The organism is Enterococcus sp. AMC1086 (assembly GCF_058216575.1).
Genome location: NZ_CM177100.1, coordinates 108,305 through 127,099, shown reverse-complemented (window position 1 = coordinate 127,099; position 18,795 = coordinate 108,305). Strand labels below are relative to the sequence as shown.

At 36.5% G+C, this 18,795-nt stretch carries 16 protein-coding genes and 1 other annotated feature (1 of these 17 running past the window's edge); of the genes, 6 read left to right on the top strand and 10 right to left on the bottom strand.

All coding sequences use genetic code 11. From position 1 onward, the window contains the following. Nucleotides 1-107 (bottom strand) — a binding site (T-box leader) (it extends 94 nt beyond the left edge of the window). A gap of 1 nt (nt 108) precedes the next feature. From gltX to AC4BC4_RS00475, 8 genes are all read right to left on the bottom strand, one after another. Next, nucleotides 109-1,566: a glutamate--tRNA ligase gene (gene gltX / locus AC4BC4_RS00510; RefSeq protein WP_490476406.1), complete on the bottom strand. Its 1,458-nt coding sequence runs from the start codon at nt 1,564-1,566 to the stop codon at nt 109-111. Further along, a complete protein-coding gene (gene ispF / locus AC4BC4_RS00505) occupies nt 1,563-2,054 on the bottom strand; it encodes a 2-C-methyl-D-erythritol 2,4-cyclodiphosphate synthase (protein WP_490476405.1) in 492 nt (163 codons plus the stop codon). Before ispF ends, gltX begins: the two co-directional genes overlap by 4 nt. A gap of 8 nt (nt 2,055-2,062) precedes the next feature. Continuing rightward, a complete protein-coding gene (ispD, locus tag AC4BC4_RS00500) occupies nt 2,063-2,788 on the bottom strand; it encodes a 2-C-methyl-D-erythritol 4-phosphate cytidylyltransferase (RefSeq protein WP_438757677.1) in 726 nt (241 codons plus the stop codon). Then, on the bottom strand, nt 2,775-3,917 hold the full coding sequence (locus AC4BC4_RS00495; RefSeq protein WP_438757678.1) for a PIN/TRAM domain-containing protein: 1,143 nt from the start codon (nt 3,915-3,917) through the stop codon (nt 2,775-2,777). Before AC4BC4_RS00495 ends, ispD begins: the two co-directional genes overlap by 14 nt. 86 nt (nt 3,918-4,003) lie before the next feature. Next, nucleotides 4,004-5,374 (bottom strand): DNA repair protein RadA, encoded by a 1,371-nt coding sequence (gene radA / locus AC4BC4_RS00490; protein ID WP_025870418.1) that lies wholly within the window; start codon nt 5,372-5,374, stop codon nt 4,004-4,006. Between the two features lie 102 nt (nt 5,375-5,476). Beyond that, nucleotides 5,477-5,956, bottom strand: coding sequence for a dCTP deaminase/dUTPase family protein (locus AC4BC4_RS00485; RefSeq protein ID WP_490476404.1), 480 nt, complete (start codon nt 5,954-5,956; stop codon nt 5,477-5,479). A gap of 104 nt (nt 5,957-6,060) precedes the next feature. Beyond that, a complete protein-coding gene (locus tag AC4BC4_RS00480) occupies nt 6,061-7,434 on the bottom strand; it encodes a hypothetical protein (RefSeq protein WP_438757681.1) in 1,374 nt (457 codons plus the stop codon). A 601-nt stretch (nt 7,435-8,035) separates the two neighbouring features. Further along, complete coding sequence (locus tag AC4BC4_RS00475; RefSeq protein WP_490476403.1) at nt 8,036-9,052, bottom strand: linear amide C-N hydrolase; 1,017 nt, start codon at nt 9,050-9,052, stop codon at nt 8,036-8,038. 127 nt (nt 9,053-9,179) lie between these two features. Here AC4BC4_RS00475 and AC4BC4_RS00470 point away from each other — a divergent pair, with 127 nt between their 5' ends. The 6 genes from AC4BC4_RS00470 (at nt 9,180) to AC4BC4_RS00445 (ending at nt 15,209) form a co-directional block, all read left to right on the top strand. Then, nucleotides 9,180-9,410: a GntR family transcriptional regulator gene (locus tag AC4BC4_RS00470; RefSeq protein ID WP_490476402.1), complete on the top strand. Its 231-nt coding sequence runs from the start codon at nt 9,180-9,182 to the stop codon at nt 9,408-9,410. A gap of 81 nt (nt 9,411-9,491) precedes the next feature. After that, a complete protein-coding gene (serC, locus tag AC4BC4_RS00465; RefSeq protein ID WP_490476401.1) occupies nt 9,492-10,583 on the top strand; it encodes a 3-phosphoserine/phosphohydroxythreonine transaminase in 1,092 nt (363 codons plus the stop codon). Continuing rightward, nucleotides 10,584-11,771, top strand: coding sequence for a phosphoglycerate dehydrogenase (locus AC4BC4_RS00460; protein ID WP_490476400.1), 1,188 nt, complete (start codon nt 10,584-10,586; stop codon nt 11,769-11,771). It abuts the gene before it with no gap. Then, on the top strand, nt 11,771-13,015 hold the full coding sequence (locus tag AC4BC4_RS00455; protein ID WP_490476399.1) for a DUF1015 domain-containing protein: 1,245 nt from the start codon (nt 11,771-11,773) through the stop codon (nt 13,013-13,015). Before AC4BC4_RS00460 ends, AC4BC4_RS00455 begins: the two co-directional genes overlap by 1 nt. 135 nt (nt 13,016-13,150) lie before the next feature. Continuing rightward, complete coding sequence (gene proB / locus AC4BC4_RS00450) at nt 13,151-13,945, top strand: glutamate 5-kinase (RefSeq protein ID WP_490476398.1); 795 nt, start codon at nt 13,151-13,153, stop codon at nt 13,943-13,945. Nucleotides 13,946-13,961: 16 nt separating this feature from the next. After that, nucleotides 13,962-15,209: a glutamate-5-semialdehyde dehydrogenase gene (locus AC4BC4_RS00445; RefSeq protein WP_490476397.1), complete on the top strand. Its 1,248-nt coding sequence runs from the start codon at nt 13,962-13,964 to the stop codon at nt 15,207-15,209. Nucleotides 15,210-15,266: 57 nt separating this feature from the next. Here the strand turns inward: AC4BC4_RS00445 and AC4BC4_RS00440 are convergent, their stop codons facing one another. Both AC4BC4_RS00440 and AC4BC4_RS00435 read right to left on the bottom strand, forming a co-directional pair. After that, nucleotides 15,267-16,325 carry a DUF916 domain-containing protein gene (locus AC4BC4_RS00440; protein WP_490476396.1) on the bottom strand — a complete coding sequence of 353 codons (1,059 nt, stop codon included), beginning with the start codon at nt 16,323-16,325 and terminating at the stop codon, nt 15,267-15,269. Between the two features lie 55 nt (nt 16,326-16,380). Beyond that, nucleotides 16,381-18,657: an RICIN domain-containing protein gene (locus AC4BC4_RS00435; RefSeq protein ID WP_490476395.1), complete on the bottom strand. Its 2,277-nt coding sequence runs from the start codon at nt 18,655-18,657 to the stop codon at nt 16,381-16,383. Nucleotides 18,658-18,795 lie beyond the last annotated feature (138 nt).

Genomic DNA, 18,795 nt, shown 5'->3' with positions numbered 1-18,795 from the left:
TAAAACTATTCAAAGATGCATTTCAAAAAGTGCTGACAACTGTTTTCACCCTCCACAGTCTCTCTAAAGACATACACTTTCTTACTTCTTCTTATCTAAATATTTCTATTATAAAACATTATTTAAATGATCTAGAGCTTTCTCTTTCCCTAAGAGTTCGATCGTATCACCTAATTCAGGTCCATGCATTTGTCCAGAAACAGCTACACGAATCGGCATAAATAAATTTTTTCCTTTTACGCCGGTTTCTTGTTGAACGGCTTTAATCGCCGCTTTAATACTTGGTACATCAACAACATCCATCGCTTCTAGTTGTGCTTTAAAAGCGGATAAAACGGCCGGAACTGTCTCACCAGCTAATACTTCTTTAGCTGCATCATCTAAAACAGGATGTTCATTGAAGAACAACTCAGAGACATTGACGATTTCAGCTGCGTAACTCATTTGTGGTTGATATAAACTAACTACTTTTTTCAACCATTCTAATTTTTCATCGCTTGGTTGGGCTTCGATTTTGCCTTCTGCTACTAAATAAGGAAGACACATATCTGTTAAGACATCTAAGTCTAATTGTTTCATATATTGGTTATTTACCCATTCAAGTTTCTTTCCATCAAAAGCTGCTGGAGATTTGCTTAAACGCTCTGGATCAAAGATTTTGATTAATTCTTCTTGTGTGAAGATTTCTTCTTCTCCCACAGGTGACCAGCCTAATAAAGCAGTAAAGTTAAACATCGCTTCTGGTAAATAACCAAGTTCACGATATTGTTCGATAAATTGTAAAATCGTTTCATCACGTTTACTTAATTTTTTACCTGTTTCAGAATTGATGATCAATGTCATATGACCAAATTCTGGTGCTTTCCAACCAAACGCTTCATAAACCATCAATTGTTTTGGCGTATTGGCGATGTGATCGTCTCCACGCAATACATGTGTGATTTTCATCATGTGATCATCCACTGCTACTGCAAAGTTATACGTTGGCATGCCATCGCGTTTTTGAATAACAAAGTCGCCGCCGATGTTATCTGTTTCAAAAACAATTTCGCCTTTGACTATATCTTCAAATGCAAAAGAAGTATTTCTCGGCACACGGAAACGAATAACTGGTTCAAGTCCTTGCGCTTCTTTTTCAGCTTGCTCAGAAGGTGTCAATTCTGCACATTTACCAGAATAATGAGGCATTTCGCCACGAGCACGTTGCGCTTCTCTTTCAGCTTCCAATTCTTCTTCTGTACAATAGCATTTATATGCACGGTTACTTACCAACAATTGATCGATCAAAGGTTGATAAATTTCACCTCGTTCTGATTGACGATAAGGACCATATTCACCTGGTTTTTCAGGAGACTCGTCCCAATCCATACCCAGCCATGCCAAATTTTCTAGTTGGCTTCTTTCACCGTCTGCAAGATTTCTTTTTAGATCAGTATCTTCGATTCGGATAATAAAATCGCCATTATTATGACGGGCAAATAAATAATTGAATAAAGCGGTTCTCGCATTTCCAATATGCAAGTGTCCAGTTGGACTTGGTGCGTAACGTACACGTACTTTTGTCATTGTGCATTCCTCTTTCTATTTTCAAGTAAAGCGACCGCAATCGCTCCCATACCTTCTTCTTGACCAATGAAACCCATTTTTTCCATCGTCGTTGCTTTTAAATTGATTTGATTTGTTTCAATTTGACAGGCTTTTGCAATGTTTTCTTTCATTTGTTCTAAATAAGGTTTCATTTTTGGCTGTTCAGCTAAAATTGTACAATCAATGTTGCCAATAGTAAAGCCATCAGCTAAAATTTTTTGATTTGCTTTAGATAATAACTTAGTTGAATCTGCATCCTTAAATAGTGGATCTGTATCTGGAAATAAATGACCGATATCTCCATGTCCTGCTGCACCTAAGAGTGCATCTGTGATCGCATGTAACAATACGTCAGCATCGGAGTGTCCTAAAAGCCCCTTTTCAAAAGGCAGCTCCACACCACCAATGATCAATTTACGTCCCTCAATCAATTGATGAACATCAAAACCTTGTCCAATTCGTATCATATTCTCACCTAGTTCCTTTTTCGTTTCACGATTGCTTCTCCGATCAGCATATCCTCTGGTGTAGTCAATTTGATATTTTCATAACTTCCTAATACCATCGAAACAGGTAAATAACTGTATTTTTCGATAAGTGATGCATCATCTGTTCCTAAATACCCTTCTTGCTGGGCCCGATCATGCACAGCAAGTAGATCCGCTCCGTAAAAGGCTTGAGGTGTTTGGATTTGCCATAATGTTTCACGTGGAACGGTTTCTTGGACGATTCCATCAACTACACGCTTGATCGTATCTTTAACTGGAACACCTAAAATAGCAGCTCTCGTTTCTTGTACTTTACGATGCAATAATTTCAGTTGCGTCAAGCTGACAAAAGGTCTTGCGCCATCATGGACCATCACAATATTTTCTAGATTAAAGACAGCCTGCAAACCACTATATACACTATATTGTCGCTCACAACCACCAGAAACAATCGTTACTGGGCATCTGTTGTTCTTGGCTTCTTTTTTAACCATCGCACGCAATAAATCTTGTTCACCTTCTTGTGTGACCAAGACAATATGTTTGCACGCCGGATCATTTAAGAAAGTATTCAGTGAATAAGAAATAACTGGCTTACCAATTAAATGTAGTAAAATCTTATTTCGTGTGGTACCCATCCTCTTACCATGGCCAGCCGCTAACAATATAACCTCATAATCCAGTGCTTCATTTCTTTTTTCAGTTTTTCTCATTAGCTTTAGTGTCTTCTTTACGGTCGTCAATCCCACGGCCTGAGTGAGCAGGTTTAGCAAAAATCATTCGACCGGCTGCTGTCTGTAAAGCACTCGTAACAACGACTTGAATATGTTCGTTCATGTAATGTTGTCCATCTTCGACTACGATCATCGTGCCATCATCTAAATACGCAACACCTTGCTGACGTTCTGTTCCAGCTTTTACAACCATTACGTTCATTGTTTCACCTGGAATTACAACAGGTTTTACGGCATTTGCTAAAGCATTGATGTTCAAAACGGGGACATTTTGGAATTCAGAAACTTTGTTTAAATTATAATCATTGGTTACAACTACACCATCCAACAATTTTGCCAACTTGATCAATTTACTGTCAACTTCTGAAATATCTTCAAAATCACCTTCATACATTTCAACAGAAATACCTTCTTCTTTTTGCAATGCATTTAAGATATCCAATCCACGGCGACCTCGAACACGTTTTAAACTATCACCAGAATCCGCAATATATTGCAGTTCATACAATACAAAATTCGGAATCAAAATAACGCCTTCCAAAAATCCAGTTTTGGCAATATCATAGATTCTACCGTCAATGATCACACTTGTATCTAAAATTTTATACTTATGAAAATGATCTTCTACTCGACGCTCTAGAACTTCTCCTTCATTTTCAGTCGGTACTTTCTTTTGCCTAGGAGTAAAAATTTTGCGCCATTCATCAATTCGAGTTGTCCCCATACGAAATCCTAAGTAACCGAAAATGATCATGACAAGAATCGGCAAGACACTATTAACAAATGGGATATTCAAATTGTACATTGGAATCGAAATGATCACTCCAATGACCAAACCCAGAATAGCACCGATGCTGCCAAATAATAAATAAGTTAAGCTCATTTCGTTTAATGTTGCTTCTAATTTTTTTACACCTGAAACAATATACTTTGCTAACCCTAACGATAAAATAAAGAAAATAAGTGCACCAATCAAACTATTCGTAAAGTTATTGTTCAGCCATGTGTTATCTGCCTGATTCGCCATGTCCCAAGCCATCGGTAACAATGAGATACCTAAGCTTACGCCAACGACGACCATCAGCAATGTGACGACGCGTTTTTGCATAGATTTATCCTCCAATATAATCATACTTATTTAAAGATTAAAAGAAGAGATCGACCCTACTTTTTTGATGATCTCTTACTTCCATCTTATTTGAATACTTTTCTTAGTGTTTCTCCGATTGTGGCTACTCCAACAATCTCGATTCCCTCTGGCGGAGTCCAACCACCTAAATTATTTTTCGGTAAATAAATCTTTGTAAAACCTAGTTTCTGTGCTTCACGTACCCGTTGCTCGATACTGTTCACGCGACGAATCTCACCTGTCAAACCAATTTCTCCGATAAAACATTCCGTTGGTTTGGTCCCATTTTCCTTATAGCTTGAGGCAATACTGACAGCTACCGCTAAATCAATAGCTGGTTCGTTTATTTTCACACCACCAGCTGCTTTTAAATACGCATCTTGATTTTGCAATAGTAGTCCGGCACGCTTTTCCAAGACTGCCATAATCAATGAAACACGGTTAAAATCTAGTCCCGTTGTTGTGCGCTTTGCATTTCCAAACATTGTTGGCGTTATCAATGCCTGTACCTCAACTAAAATCGGACGTGTCCCCTCCATCGCCACAACGATCGCGGACCCTGTAGCATCCGCCAGTCGTTCTTCCAAAAATACTTGAGAAGGATTTGCGACTTCTTCTAATCCATGCTCCCGCATTTCAAAGATGCCAATCTCATTGGTCGAGCCGAAACGATTTTTCACTGCTCTTAATATTCTGAAGGTATGGTGCTTATCTCCTTCAAAATACAAGACAGTATCCACCATATGCTCTAGCATACGAGGACCTGCAATAGAACCTTCTTTTGTCACATGACCGACGATAAAGATCGCAATACCATTGGTTTTAGCGATTTTCAATAGTTCAGCCGTTGTCTCTCGTACTTGACTGACACTTCCGGCCACACTGGTTACGTCTGGTTGTGTCATCGTTTGAATAGAGTCAATGATTACATAATCAGGTTCTAATTTCTCGATTGCACGGCTTATCTCATTCATATCCGTCTCAGCGTATAAATAGAATTCAGTATCGATCGAACTTAAACGCTCGGCACGCATTTTGATTTGTTCCGCACTTTCTTCACCTGAAACGTATAAAACTTTGCCACCGATTTCAGCAAGTTGTTGTGATACTTGTAAAAGCAGTGTTGATTTACCAATTCCAGGATCGCCACCGATCAAAACCAATGATCCAGGAACGACACCGCCACCTAACACACGGTTTAGCTCCACTAATTTAGTTTTTACTCTTGGTTCTTTCTTAGGAACGACTTCGGCTAAACGCTGCGGCTGGGTCTTTTTACCAGTTAAACTAACTCTGGCACGTCGATCCGTCGTATCTTGAATAATTTCTTCTGTCATTGTGTTCCACTGCCCACAATTTGGACAACGACCTAAATATTTAGGGGAGATATATCCGCACGTTTGACACTCAAATTGAACTTTTGCTTTTTTTGCCATATGCTATCCCCTCGTTTTGATGTATTCTTTATTTTACCATAGTATGGGTCTCTTAGACTAAGACTTCCCTCTATAAAATACGCACTTCTTCACTACTATTTTTTATTTTTTGCCTGAAGAGCCAAAACCGCCTGTACGTTCATTTTCTACGTTATCAATATCCGCCACAAGAAATGGTTTAAAAATTCCTTGACCGATTCTTTCACCCTTTTCGATGATCGTCTCTTCATAGCCGAAATTCAAAAATTGAAACATTATATGGCCTTCATTACCTTCGTTATTATAATAATCGCGATCAATCACACCAACGCCATTTGCTAACATTAAAAAACGTTTTAATGGGTTTGATGAACGACTCACTAATTCTAAATATTCATTTTCAGCCATGTAAGCTTTGATTCCTGTTTTTACTAAAACAGGTTTTGGTGCTACACCTTGTGCTTGTAATTGCCAAATACTTGGAACCACTACTGTTTCTGCTGCTTCAAAATCGTAACCTGCAGCGCCAGTTGTAGCACGCTCAGGAAGCGAAATCCCTTGGTCTGTATACTTAGTGATAATTTCAAATCCTCGTTGTTTCATCAAAAATCTCCTCTACTTGTAAACTATTTCTATTTTAACATACTACACTGATTTCTATCCTATTTTTACAGTATCTTTACTATTATCTTCTGTTTTTTTAATGTTTACATATCATTTGAACTCATTTTATTTCCCTTTAAAACTTCATAAATGATAAATGAAAAAAATAACATCAATCCAACAATACTGATTATATGAACATGTTCTACTAACTGTAAAGCCATCGGGTTATGCGTCTTATGAGCTGTGATTTGTAGTACTGTTTTGGCTGGTAGTTGTGCTTGTTTAGTCAACAACCACAGAATACTCATCAATAATAACTGATGGCTCACGCTCCCTTTGGTTTGGGTGCTATACTTGGCAATGATTCGCTGATCTTGCGGTAAAATCTTCTCTTGATAGTACTGTTGATTCAAAAAAGTACCAGTGGCACTGATTAGACAACTTAGCAGAAAGATTCCAATTGGGAAAAGCGGTCGAAAAAATAGTAAAAATAACGCCAAGATAAATCCACCCAGATGAACAATTTTAGGATCAACTTTAGGGAATAGGCGATACAAGCAATTAATCACAACTGCTGCACCAACAATTCCTAAAACATAAGGAACATATAAATTGGCTGTAAGACGATCGATTCCTAAACGTAATGATACATAAAATGTGCCAAAAAGCAGTAAAAAATTCATACACATTCCATTAGCAAATGTCATTAGATTTAACCATAATGGCAATCTCCATATTTTTCTTTGTTGATTCAAATACCACGCCGCAATCAAAAAAAGAGCAGAAAATCCGATAATACCTATATCCAAAAGCTGAGGCGCTAATAATAGACGCGCAGAGCGTATAAATAACAATAACACAAAGAAAAACAGAAATAAAAAGAACTCTTTGATCGATATCACTTGTTGATCGACTTCATTAAAGTCGATTTCATAGTCAGGATAATGCGTAACCGTATGATAAGCTGCGATATACAACAAAGCATACTCGGCTAAAACTAAAGGGATCCGTAATTCTTTTGTCAGCATCAACGAAGCAATTAATCCACCTAATATCACTAGGATAAATAAGTATTTTCTACCAGTCAAAGCAGAATATCCCTGCTGTTTTTCATGATAATTAACGGTAGTATTTGCAGCTGGCAGCCAAGAGGCGCTCAGTCCTAGCAAGACTGCTGAAAAAAGATAAGTTGGAAAATAAAATTGCCCAAGCATACCGATCAAACAACCAGCACCTCCTATCAAAATTGAAATGATCAGAATATTAAAACTTGTTAATGCTAATTTGAAACTTTTTAACAGGAATATTCCTGTCATTCTAAATGTATAAAACAAGACAAACGGCAAAACCTTTTCCATCGTTTCACCATCACTTAAACTCAGAAATAAAAAGTACGGGATAAAAATAATGGTATTAGATAAAATAAACGGTGCCACTTGTAGACTGTTTCGAGCTAATTCTTTTAGTTTAGACATTGATTGATCTCCTTTGAAACGGTTTGATATGTATGTATTTTATCACGTTCGTTGGGAAAGAGGAATCGTTGGTTAGATATCCACTTTTGTTCTACAACCTAATTATTTCTCTGGATAACTTTGGCATACTTTTAAACATATTTTTTGTAGATACACAAATGAAAGCCTATAACCTTTTTCCTAATAAATTCTACTTTTCATTACATATTATTTTATCTGGCCTATTGGATGCGTCAAAAATTATCTTTATGTACGCCTCATATCGAAAATGCTATTTCTCTTTATCTGTTATAGATGATTTTGTCCCTCATTTAAGCTAGTCGTATATATTTTTCAAATACAACTATTTTTGTATATAAAGAGGCTAGGACTTAACTCTACGAGCAATATCCTAGCCTTAATAAATTCGAATAAACGGTAGGCGCAGAAGCAAATTCTTCGGAAATGAGTTGAGATTCACAAAAATTTGAAGAATAATTTTCATGAATCCCCTCTTATTTCTCAGCGTTAGACGCTTTCGTCCCAACTTTTTAACTCTTTATAATAATATTAATTACAAAATTTATATAAGGTGAGTACCTAATTCTTTTATTTGTATTAATTATACTACAAAAACATGATTACTTAATTGAATATCATTGTATGTGATTTCAGTCAATGTTTTATCCATGACTTTAGATGTAATAGCCAATCCTTCACCAGATTGGACGTAAACCGTTCGGTTAGTAACATCATAACCAGACCAGTAACGTGTGTAATCTGTGATTTGTTCTTCTTTCTTCGCATGTTCTAATCCACGTGGGACAATCAATGGCCTAAAAATTGCATATAAAGTATTTATACCTTTGTCTGTATCAAAAGTATCAATCATATTTTTATAAATGAAGCTACGTATAAAACGTGATGGAGAGGTATAATCTCCTGGAATACCTAATAATCCATAGCCTGTTCCATTTTCGATAGGTTGTAATGCTAATGTTTTATTGAATACTTTTTCAGATACCCCTACGTTTTCAAGTCCAATATAATTTCTGATGTTTACTGTGTGATAATTGTATTCTGGACTGTTTGTCATCACATCAATATAGTCATATAATTTAAACCCACCAGCGAGTACAGGTTCAAGAACGACACCATCACCTGTTTCATCAATAAACACATAATGCAGTGGAAATTGTAACTTAGTTCCTTGATATTCAAAAGGCTGGTCAATCAACATTAATTCTGTATATATTTCTCTAATTTCTTTTACACTTTTAAAATTTGTTAAAATATACATAAGAAATTCTTCCCCTATAACTGGAGTTTTTCTTTGTACTTTAATTTCGGCCATATTACTTCTCGTCGCTTCAACTAATACTTGACAATCTCCTGTCAAACCATGTTCATTGATACCATCGTATAGTATTGTAGTGTCTTTGGTAGATACTCCTAACACGGCGTATTTACTCTCCCATGGTTGTAATTGACTATCCAAAGTCACACCTTTTGGTATAGAAACTAATTTTACGTTAAGATCTATTCCTTGATCTTCACCAAACATAGACATATTCAAGTCCATAGTACGCCCAAAAAAGATATCTTTATTTTTTGCTGTTAATTTAATATTTGTACACATTCTAAACATCCTTTCTTATTTTAGTATAACATGATATAAATTTTTTTAGAGATTTATTATATATTAAATAAAATTAAAACTGTATTCTATTAAAAATTATAAATAACTATATAGGAGGAATTTTACTATGACTCAATTTAAAAAAATTGCTGAAGATTTACGTCTTAAAATCAATAATAACCATTTTAAAGTCAACGAAAAACTACCTAAGCAATCTGAGCTGGCAATTTTCTATAACACTAGTAGAATGAACATAAGTAAAGCTCTTACTATTTTAAAATCAGAAAATTTAATTTATACAAAAAATGGAAAATTCTATGAAAAAAATGACGAAACTTACTTTTTAATCTTTTTTTAATCTAACCTTTCTGTTATAATGGTTTTCACATTTACTATATAAATAGTTGATGAATGATCTTATCAAAGGAGAGATAACTGTATGAAAACTGTTTACAATTTTTCAGCTGGTCCCGCCGTTTTACCTAAAAGTGTTTTGGAAAAAGCACAATCCGAATTGGTGAATTACGAGAACAGCGGCATGTCCGTGATGGAGTTGAGTCACCGGTCCTCCCTTTTTGAAACGATCATTGAAAATGCTGAAACGTTACTTAGAGAATTGATGTCTATTCCTGATAATTATAAAGTGCTCTTTTTACAAGGGGGCGCAAGTATGCAATTTACGATGGTTCCTTTGAATTTAGCGCAAAATAAAAAAGCTTTATATGTAAACACTGGCTCTTGGGCGAAAAAAGCGATTAGCGAAGCAAAAAAACTGAATAATGTCGAAGTTGAAGTGATTGCCTCAAGCGAAGACAAGAACTTCACTTATATTCCTGAAATCCATAAAGAAGATATTCCACAAGATGCAGCTTACGTCCACATTACGACCAACAACACGATTGAAGGGACAACGATTTATGATTTACCAGACACTGGTAATGTACCGATCGTAGCGGATATGTCTTCTAATATTTTGTCAATCGATTATAATGTGGCTGATTTTGGATTGATTTATGCTGGTGCACAAAAAAATATCGGCCCTGCTGGGTTGACCGTTGTCATTGTTCGTGATGATTTGATTGGTCAAGCAGACGTTCTTAGCGCTATGCTGGATTATGATATCCATGCTAAAAATGGTTCAATGTACAATACACCGCCGACCTACAGCATTTACATGGCAAAACTTGTCTTTGAATGGATCAAAGAACAAGGCGGTGTTCGTCAAATGGAAAAACAAAATAAAGAAAAAGCAGCAATTTTGTATGATGAAATCGACTCATCTTCCCTATTTTCTTCACCCGTCAATCCGCAAGACCGTTCGATCAATAATATTCCTTTTATTACTGGAGACGACGACTTGGATAAAAAATTCAACCAAGAAGCCTTAGCCGAAAGATTTGAAAACTTAAAGGGGCACCGTTCTGTAGGTGGCATGCGTGCTAGTCTATACAATGCCTTTCCAAAAGCTGGTGTTGAAGCATTGGTGAATTTAATGAAAAAATTCGAAGCAGAAAATGGAGGAACAAAATAGATGTACGATATTAAAACATTCAATGCGATCGCCCCTGTAGGTTTAGCTCGTTTTAATGAGGAAAACTTTACGATCAATAAAACTGAAACACCTGCTGGTATCATCTTACGCAGTGAAAAACTCCACGGCTACAACTTCCCAGCTTCTGTTTTAGCCGTTGCTCGTGCAGGTGCTGGAACTAATAATGTACCCGTCAAACAGTGTACCGAAGACGGAATCGTGGTTTTCAATACACCCGGTGCTAATGCCAATGCTGTAAAAGAACTTGTTATCGCGTGCTTACTGTTGTCTGTCCGTCCAATTTTAAAGGGCTCTAATTGGGTTCAAACACTGACAGGTATAGACGCCGAAGAACAAGCCGAAGCGCAGAAAAAACAATTTGCGGGCACTGAATTAGAAGGAAAAAAACTTGGTGTGATCGGTCTTGGAGCAATTGGAGCAATGGTTGCTAATGATGCCTATCGTTTAGGCATGGAAGTGACAGGTTTCGATCCTTTTGTTTCTGTTGATACCGCTTGGAGTATTTCACGTCGTGTCAAACGGGCGCAAAGCATGGAAGAAGTTCTAAAGACTTGTGATTTTATTACCGTTCACGTCCCTTTATCTGAAAATACGCATCATTTGATTGGCAAAGAGCAATTGGCACAAATGAAAAAAAATACCGTTTTACTTAACTTTGCTCGTGGTGAACTAGTCGAAACTGATGCTGTAGTCGAAGCAATCAAGCAAGGGGAAATCAGCAACTTTGTGACCGATTTTGCGGATGAGCGTCTTTTACACAATGAAAAAATTCTAGTTCTTCCTCACTTAGGGGCATCAACAGAGGAAGCTGAGATAAATTGTGCTAAGATGGCTGCACGCACGTTGAAAAAATTCCTGGAAACAGGCAATATTAAGCGCTCTGTCAATTTCCCAACAGTTGAAATGGCCTTCAATTCGCCATTTCGTTTCACGATCGTGCATAGAAATGTACCGAATATGTTAGGACAAATCTCAACTGGTATTGCTAATTTAAAGATAAATATCGATACCATGATCAATCGCAGTCGTGATGATTTCGCTTATACAATTGTTGATATTGCTGAAACAGACGAAGAAAAGATCAATGCTGCTGCTGAAAAAATCCAAGCTGCCGAAAATATCATCCGAGTAAGAACGATCAAAAATACTGAGGCGGTGAGTTATTAATGGTTACGATCCATCCATTTAAAGGAATTCGACCAGCAGCTGAGTTTAGCGAAAACATCGCTACATTACCTTATGATGTTTTAAATTCTGCAGAAGCACGCGAACTTGGTAAAAATAATCCTTATTCTTACCTGCATATCGATAAAGCAGAAATTGATTTACCTGAAACTCTTTCGCCTTATGATGAGCAAGTTTACGCAAAAGCAGCCAACAATTTAGAAGCATTTTTACAAAAGCAATGGCTGATTCAAGATGATCGACCACTCTTATATCTCTACGAATTGACAATGAATGGCCGTGCTCAAACGGGCCTTGTGACTTGTACTTCGATTACCGATTATACAGACGGAAAAATCAAAAAACATGAATTTACTCGCCCAGAAAAAGAAGTTGATCGCATCCGTCATATTGACGCGTGTGATGCGAATACTAGCCCGATTTTTCTAACCTACAGAAGAAATGAACACGTCCAAACACTGACAGATGATTGGAAAAAATCGCATGATCCTGTCTATGATTTCACCAGTTTCCATGACGTTACGCACCGAGTTTGGCTTGTAGATAAACCGGAAATCATCGATCAACTAGTTGAAGCCTTTGCTCAAGATGTTCCAGCTTTATACATCGCAGATGGCCATCACCGCACTGAATCAGCAGTAAAAGTTGGACAAAAGAAAAAAGAAACCCAACCTAATGCAACTGAGTCAGCCGAATTCAACTACTTTTTATCCGTGATTTTTCCTAAAGAAGAATTGGAGATTTTGGATTATAATCGTGTTGTGAATGTTCCAATCGAAGCAGATTTCTTTGAGCGTTTAGAAAAGAATTTCACTGTCAAAAAAACCGACACAGGTAAACCCACTCACTCAAAAACGTTCGGTATGTATATAGATAAACAGTGGTATGCGCTGACTGCAAAAAAAGCCATTTTATCTGAAGATCCAGTCGCTGGCTTAGATGTTTCTTTACTGCAAAACTATGTATTCGCCGATATTTTTGATATTCAAGATGTCCGCACCGATAAACGCATCGATTTTGTTGGAGGAATACGCGGGATGACAGAATTAGAGCAGTTAGTAGATAGTGGACAATGGTCAGCAGCATTCGCTATTTATCCGACAACAATGGATGATTTATTGACTGTTGCAGATGCTGGTAAAATCATGCCGCCAAAATCAACTTGGTTTGAACCAAAATTATTAAGCGGATTATTTGTACATGATTTAGAGACAAATGACGCATAAAGCTGTAAAATAGAAGAATAAAATCTAAGCTTGGACAAAAGCCAAATTTTTGTCCAAGCTTTCTTGCAAATAAACGGAAACGGCTATGTAGAAGCTAAACACTCCTATATACGCCTCTAATAAGCGAGGTCAACCATGCGAAAACAATTAAAAGAAGCAAAAAGAATCGTCATCAAAGTTGGGACTAGCTCCTTGATCTATCCCAATGGAAATATCAATCTAAGCGCCATCGATCAATTAGCATTTACTTTATCCGATTTACGCAACCAAGGTAAAGAAATCATCTTAGTGTCTTCTGGTGCGATCGGTGTTGGTTTAAATAAGTTAAACATGGATAAACGACCTCCGACTATTCCAGAACAACAAGCAGTGGCGGCAGTCGGGCAAGCGGAATTGATGAATATTTACAATCAACGCTTTTTGGCTTATAGCCAGCAAATTGCTCAATTATTATTGACTAGGGACGTGATCGAATATCCCGAAAGCCGTAAAAACGTAACAAATACGATGGAGCAATTACTACAGATGGGCATTATTCCGGTCATCAATGAAAATGATACGGTCGCAATTGACGAATTGGATCACCTGACAAAATTCGGTGACAACGATCAATTATCAGCGATCGTGACCCAACTGATCCAAGCAGATGCTCTGATCATGTTATCTGATATCGACGGTTTTTTCTCAGCCAATCCGAATACTGATAAGGATGCCACACTCTTTTCTGAAATCAATGAAATCAACGACGAGCTTTTACAAGTAGCTGGGGGCAAAGGCAGTCGCTTTGGAACTGGAGGCATGTACAGCAAATTAAAAGCAGCAGAACGTGTATTAGAACATAATGGCGCTATGATTTTAGCAAATGGACAGCAACCAAAGATTATTTTTGATATTTTAAACGGTGAAATGGTCGGTACATTATTTATTTGAACTGGAGGGATATCCGATGACTGATTTAGTACAATTAGGCAAACAAGCCAAAGAAACAGCTTATCAATTAGGTTTAATGGATACAAAAACCAAAAATGATTTATTAGTGCACATGGCGATCGAACTAGAAAAAAATACGACCAAAATCTTATTAGAGAACCAAAAAGATTTAGCCGCAGCTAAAGAAAACGGCATTACTGAAACGATGCTAGATCGCTTACGCTTAACAGACGAGCGGATCAAAGATATGGCTGAAGGTATCCGCCAAGTCGCAACTTTACCTGATCCAATCGGTGAAGTCGATAAGATGTGGAAAAATGAAGATGGCTTGATGATAGGTAAACAACGTGTTCCCCTAGGTGTGATCGGTATCATCTATGAATCTCGCCCGAATGTCACAACAGATGCCGCTAGTCTTTGCTTTAAAACAGGTAATGCTGTGATTTTACGTGGAGGAAAAGAAGCATTTTATTCAAATCAAATCTTGGTAACTGTTTTACAACAAGCGTTAGAACAAAAGGGCGCTTCTCCTTTTGCTATCCAATTCGTTGACGATACATCTAGAGAAACTGTGCAACAGTTGATGAAATTAAATACATATCTAGATGTTTTGATTCCTCGAGGCGGCGCTAATTTGATCAAAACGGTTCTAACAACTGCAACTGTTCCAGTAATCGAAACAGGAACTGGTAATTGCCATGTCTATATTGATAAAGATGCCCAATTAGAAATGGCAAAAAACATCATCGTCAACGCCAAATGCCAACGTCCTTCTGTTTGTAATTCTGCTGAAACGCTATTGATCCACCAAGAAGTGGCAGCCGACTTTCTTCCTGTCATCGAAAAAGCATTGGATGAATACAATGTAGAATTACGTGCTGATAAACGAGCACGTGCGATTTTTCAACAATCGATCCCAGCAACAGAAGAAGATTGGGAAACGGAATTTAATGACTATATTTTAGCTGTTAAAGTGGTTGATTCTCTAGAAGAAGCCATTCAACATATCAATTACTATAATACGAAACATTCTGAAAGTATTATCAGTGATAATTACTTTGCCACGCAACAATTTTTACAACAAGTAGATGCAGCTGCTGTCTATGCCAATGCTTCTACACGTTTCACAGATGGTTTTGCTTTTGGTTTTGGAGCAGAAATTGGTATCAGTACGCAAAAATTACATGCACGTGGACCGATGGGCTTAGAGGAATTGACTTCTACGAAATATATTGTTTACGGTGATGGACAATATCGAAAATAGAAAAAAACGTAACTCTCTTTTCACTATGCTGAAAAAGAGTTACGTTTTTTTCTAATCTTATATTTTTCTTTTTCTAAACCAAATAAACACAATACCAATAATTAAGGTGCCACAACACAAAATACTTACACACACAGTGAAAGAAGAGTGTTTCACCTGTGCTACTTCCTTTTCTAGATCACTCTCTCCAGTTTGATTCTTCGTAATGGAAATAGGTACTTTCCATAGCCATTTTCTGTTTGAAGCTGGAAATTGTGCAGTCACTTCTACTTCGTACTGACCATCATCAAGTTCTGGACCTTCGTCCTCCGTCCACGTAAGAGGAAAATAAAAATTAGAGTTTGGTGCCATTTTAAGCTCTGTTTTTTTGCTTACATGGGATAAATAATGTCCAGAATTATCCAATACTTTTGCCTCTATTTCTAGATTCCTAATAAAAACTGCCGAAGTGTTTTGTATATTTATTTCCAATCCATTTATCCCTTCAATACGGGACGAAATTATTTTGTCTTCGTTTAGTGAAAGTGTCGGAGTTACTTGTTTTAAATCCTCTTCATTTCGCACCTGCACACCTAAAGAATATACAAATTTATTGCCAATAGTAGCTGCAGTATATTGCTCTTTTGGTGTATCTTTTTCAAAAATATAAATTCCCCCGGCAATTATTCCTTTATATTCTTTTGGAGGCATTTTAATTTGAACATCTATTATAACAGATGACTTTTTAGGAATTGTTACTTGTTCTGGTGCTTTACTTATTTCGGAAAAAGGATACGTCAGGGTACTGTCTCTTTCTTTTGACTTCTGACTATAATCTACTAGGCCGTTATCGTTTGTTACTGCGTCATTATTTTGTACATCTACAGTTATCTCTCTATCCGTAATATTTGATAATTTGATCCTTATATTTTCTTCCTCACCTGGCTTTAAAAGCAAATCAAAATAGGTTTTCGTTTTGTCGATTTGGTTGTCTGGAATGATTGCTTCGACTTCTATAGGGGGTGACACTGTTGCATTAGACAATTCTGCATTGTACACACCCAGAGGTTTAAACAAGAAAAGTAGTAACACAAACGCAATAATGTGAAAAAGTAGCCTATTAAAAATTTTATTCATATCGTCTCCTACTAGTTAAGTGTTTCTTCGTTTTATACGAATTCAATAGTTGTTATTATGGACCATTTTCAATTTGCCATACTATCATTCCTGCATAGGTTCCCTCTTTTTTTACAGACTTTCTTGGAATCAATAACATGATTTTATCTGTAAGTTTCTCACTTGAAGCTTTTCCTAGTGTGTAATCATAATTCATTTGTGTGATATCCGTATTATCTTTGACATCGATAATTGTTGAAAAATCTCTTGAATTAATCTCTTTATCTGAATAAAGTTTGACAGAGCTTCCTCCAATAACCATGTCCGAGCTATTTATATTGTAAAGATCACTTTCTAATTTAGCTTTGATAGAAAAATCCCCATGTCCCTTTCCGCGGCTGTCATAGACACTCATAACAACATCTTCATCTGAATTGAGTAGAATTTGCTGCATCCTATCTTTTCCTACAATACCATCTTGAAAGTTGAAATCGGTTGGAATACTTGCTATTCTTAAAAAACCACTAAATATAACGTACACATCTTTGGTATCTTTATCTCCAGTAGACAGTTTTTCCAGATCTTTTTGATTACTTAAAGCATAATCTTTCTTTCCATCTTTTTCGTTTTCAACTGCTCGGATAATTGTAGCGATTTCTGGATTTTCTATTAAGTTTACTGTTGTATTTTTCTTCACTTCAATCGTTTTTGCCGAATGTACTTCCGTTTTGTCTTTGTCATCTTTTTGGAAATGAATCGTTAGTTTTTGTTTCGCAGCTTCAACTATCATTACAGGCACTTCTATCTTTGCTGTTTTATATGCATTTCTTATCGTTACAGACGCAGTTTGTTCACCTAAAATTTCAGTATTCAGGTTTTCAATACTAATTGCTTCGACTTTCCCACCATAGCCGTCTTTCATATTTTTGACGAAGTCACTCGGATTTAAGGAACTTAACGATGTTCCTTGAGTGATTGTTTGTGGGACTGGATCGGCAGTCGGTCTCTCACGTTCTACTATGTCATATTTAAATACAACAGGATTAGTTTTATATGCTGAATCAGCTCTACCAAAAAACTCAAGATAGTACGATCCTTCTTCCTGATTACTCGTATCTATTGTTGCAGAAAAGTCCTTCGTACCATTTTGATCTATAGCGATTTTCTCTTTCAGTAATTTAGGCTCTTCAGCATTTAATTTAGAATATAAATCAAAGCTTTCAAAGCCATTACCTTCAAAAGAGCCTGTCAGCGTCAGCGTTTCCCCTTTGTAATGAGCAGAACCTTCTCCTGAGTCTTTTCCTTTTAAAGTAACATTTTTGAGTGTAGGAATCGGTAAGTTCCCGATCTTTTCAAATATCCACTCATTTCTAGAACTACCTTCTTCCAGAGCTATGACTCTATTTCCTGCTTCTCCGTCCTCGTCAGCTTCTATTGCAAAAGGGAATTTAGGTTTCTTATTAGAATATATAATCCCCTTCATATTCCCGTCGACTTCTCCAGTCTTCTTAAAATAAAACAATCTATTAAAAACGTAATTTTTATCATAAGATATGTTATTCAATACCGTTCGTAAACTACTCATTTCTGAATTTTGCGGTACTAAAACATCAAGAATTAAATTTTTATTCGTAGCGTTTGAAATCACATATGCGTTATCATTAGGTTTGTACTGTATATACCATAGTTGATTTTTTCCATCATTATCAAAATAAACAATGATGTTTCTATCAGCTCCAGTACCGCCTTGTATGTCCCATATCTTATTTTTCACTGATTTATCCGTACTTGTTGTTCGGATTTTGTATATTCCATTCATTGTGTCTAACTTAAATTTTTGAGAGTCCTTATTTTCATAAGGCTCTAAAGTAATAAATTTATTATTCTTCGGCTGGTCAATTGTATAGCACATATCATTTTTTCTATTGACAATCTTAAAATACCCTGATTCTACTTGTTCTATATCCCAAATATAGTTATCCTCAAATTTCGTATAACTATTGATGGGGTCTTTTTGCACATATCCTTTTATTTTGTTACTATTCGCCTCACTTGCCAAAACTTTCTGTGGATCCTTTCCTGCATAGATAATATAACCGGCTTTTTCTGGTCTATATTGATACCCTAACAACTGATTCCCTCGGCCATGCTGACTATAGGCGATCAAATAGTCTTTGTCGCTATCTGTTGCATTAGAAATATCTACAGCGAATGTTTCTCCACTTTTTGGGTACGCAACATATAAATTATCATAAAGCGATTGTTCGGCGGATGCTAAACGCGGCTTCATTACAATTAAAATCAGTAATAGTGCTATTCCTTTAAAAAATAGTCGTGCTCTTTTTTTTACCATCCCATACATCCCCTATTCAATTTCTTTACTTATAAAAAATCCTTCAACGAATTAATCATTCGTACTTTTACATATACTCATCCATAAACAACTTATAACAATAACTCTCTACCCAACCTAAACCCGAATTTTCTATTC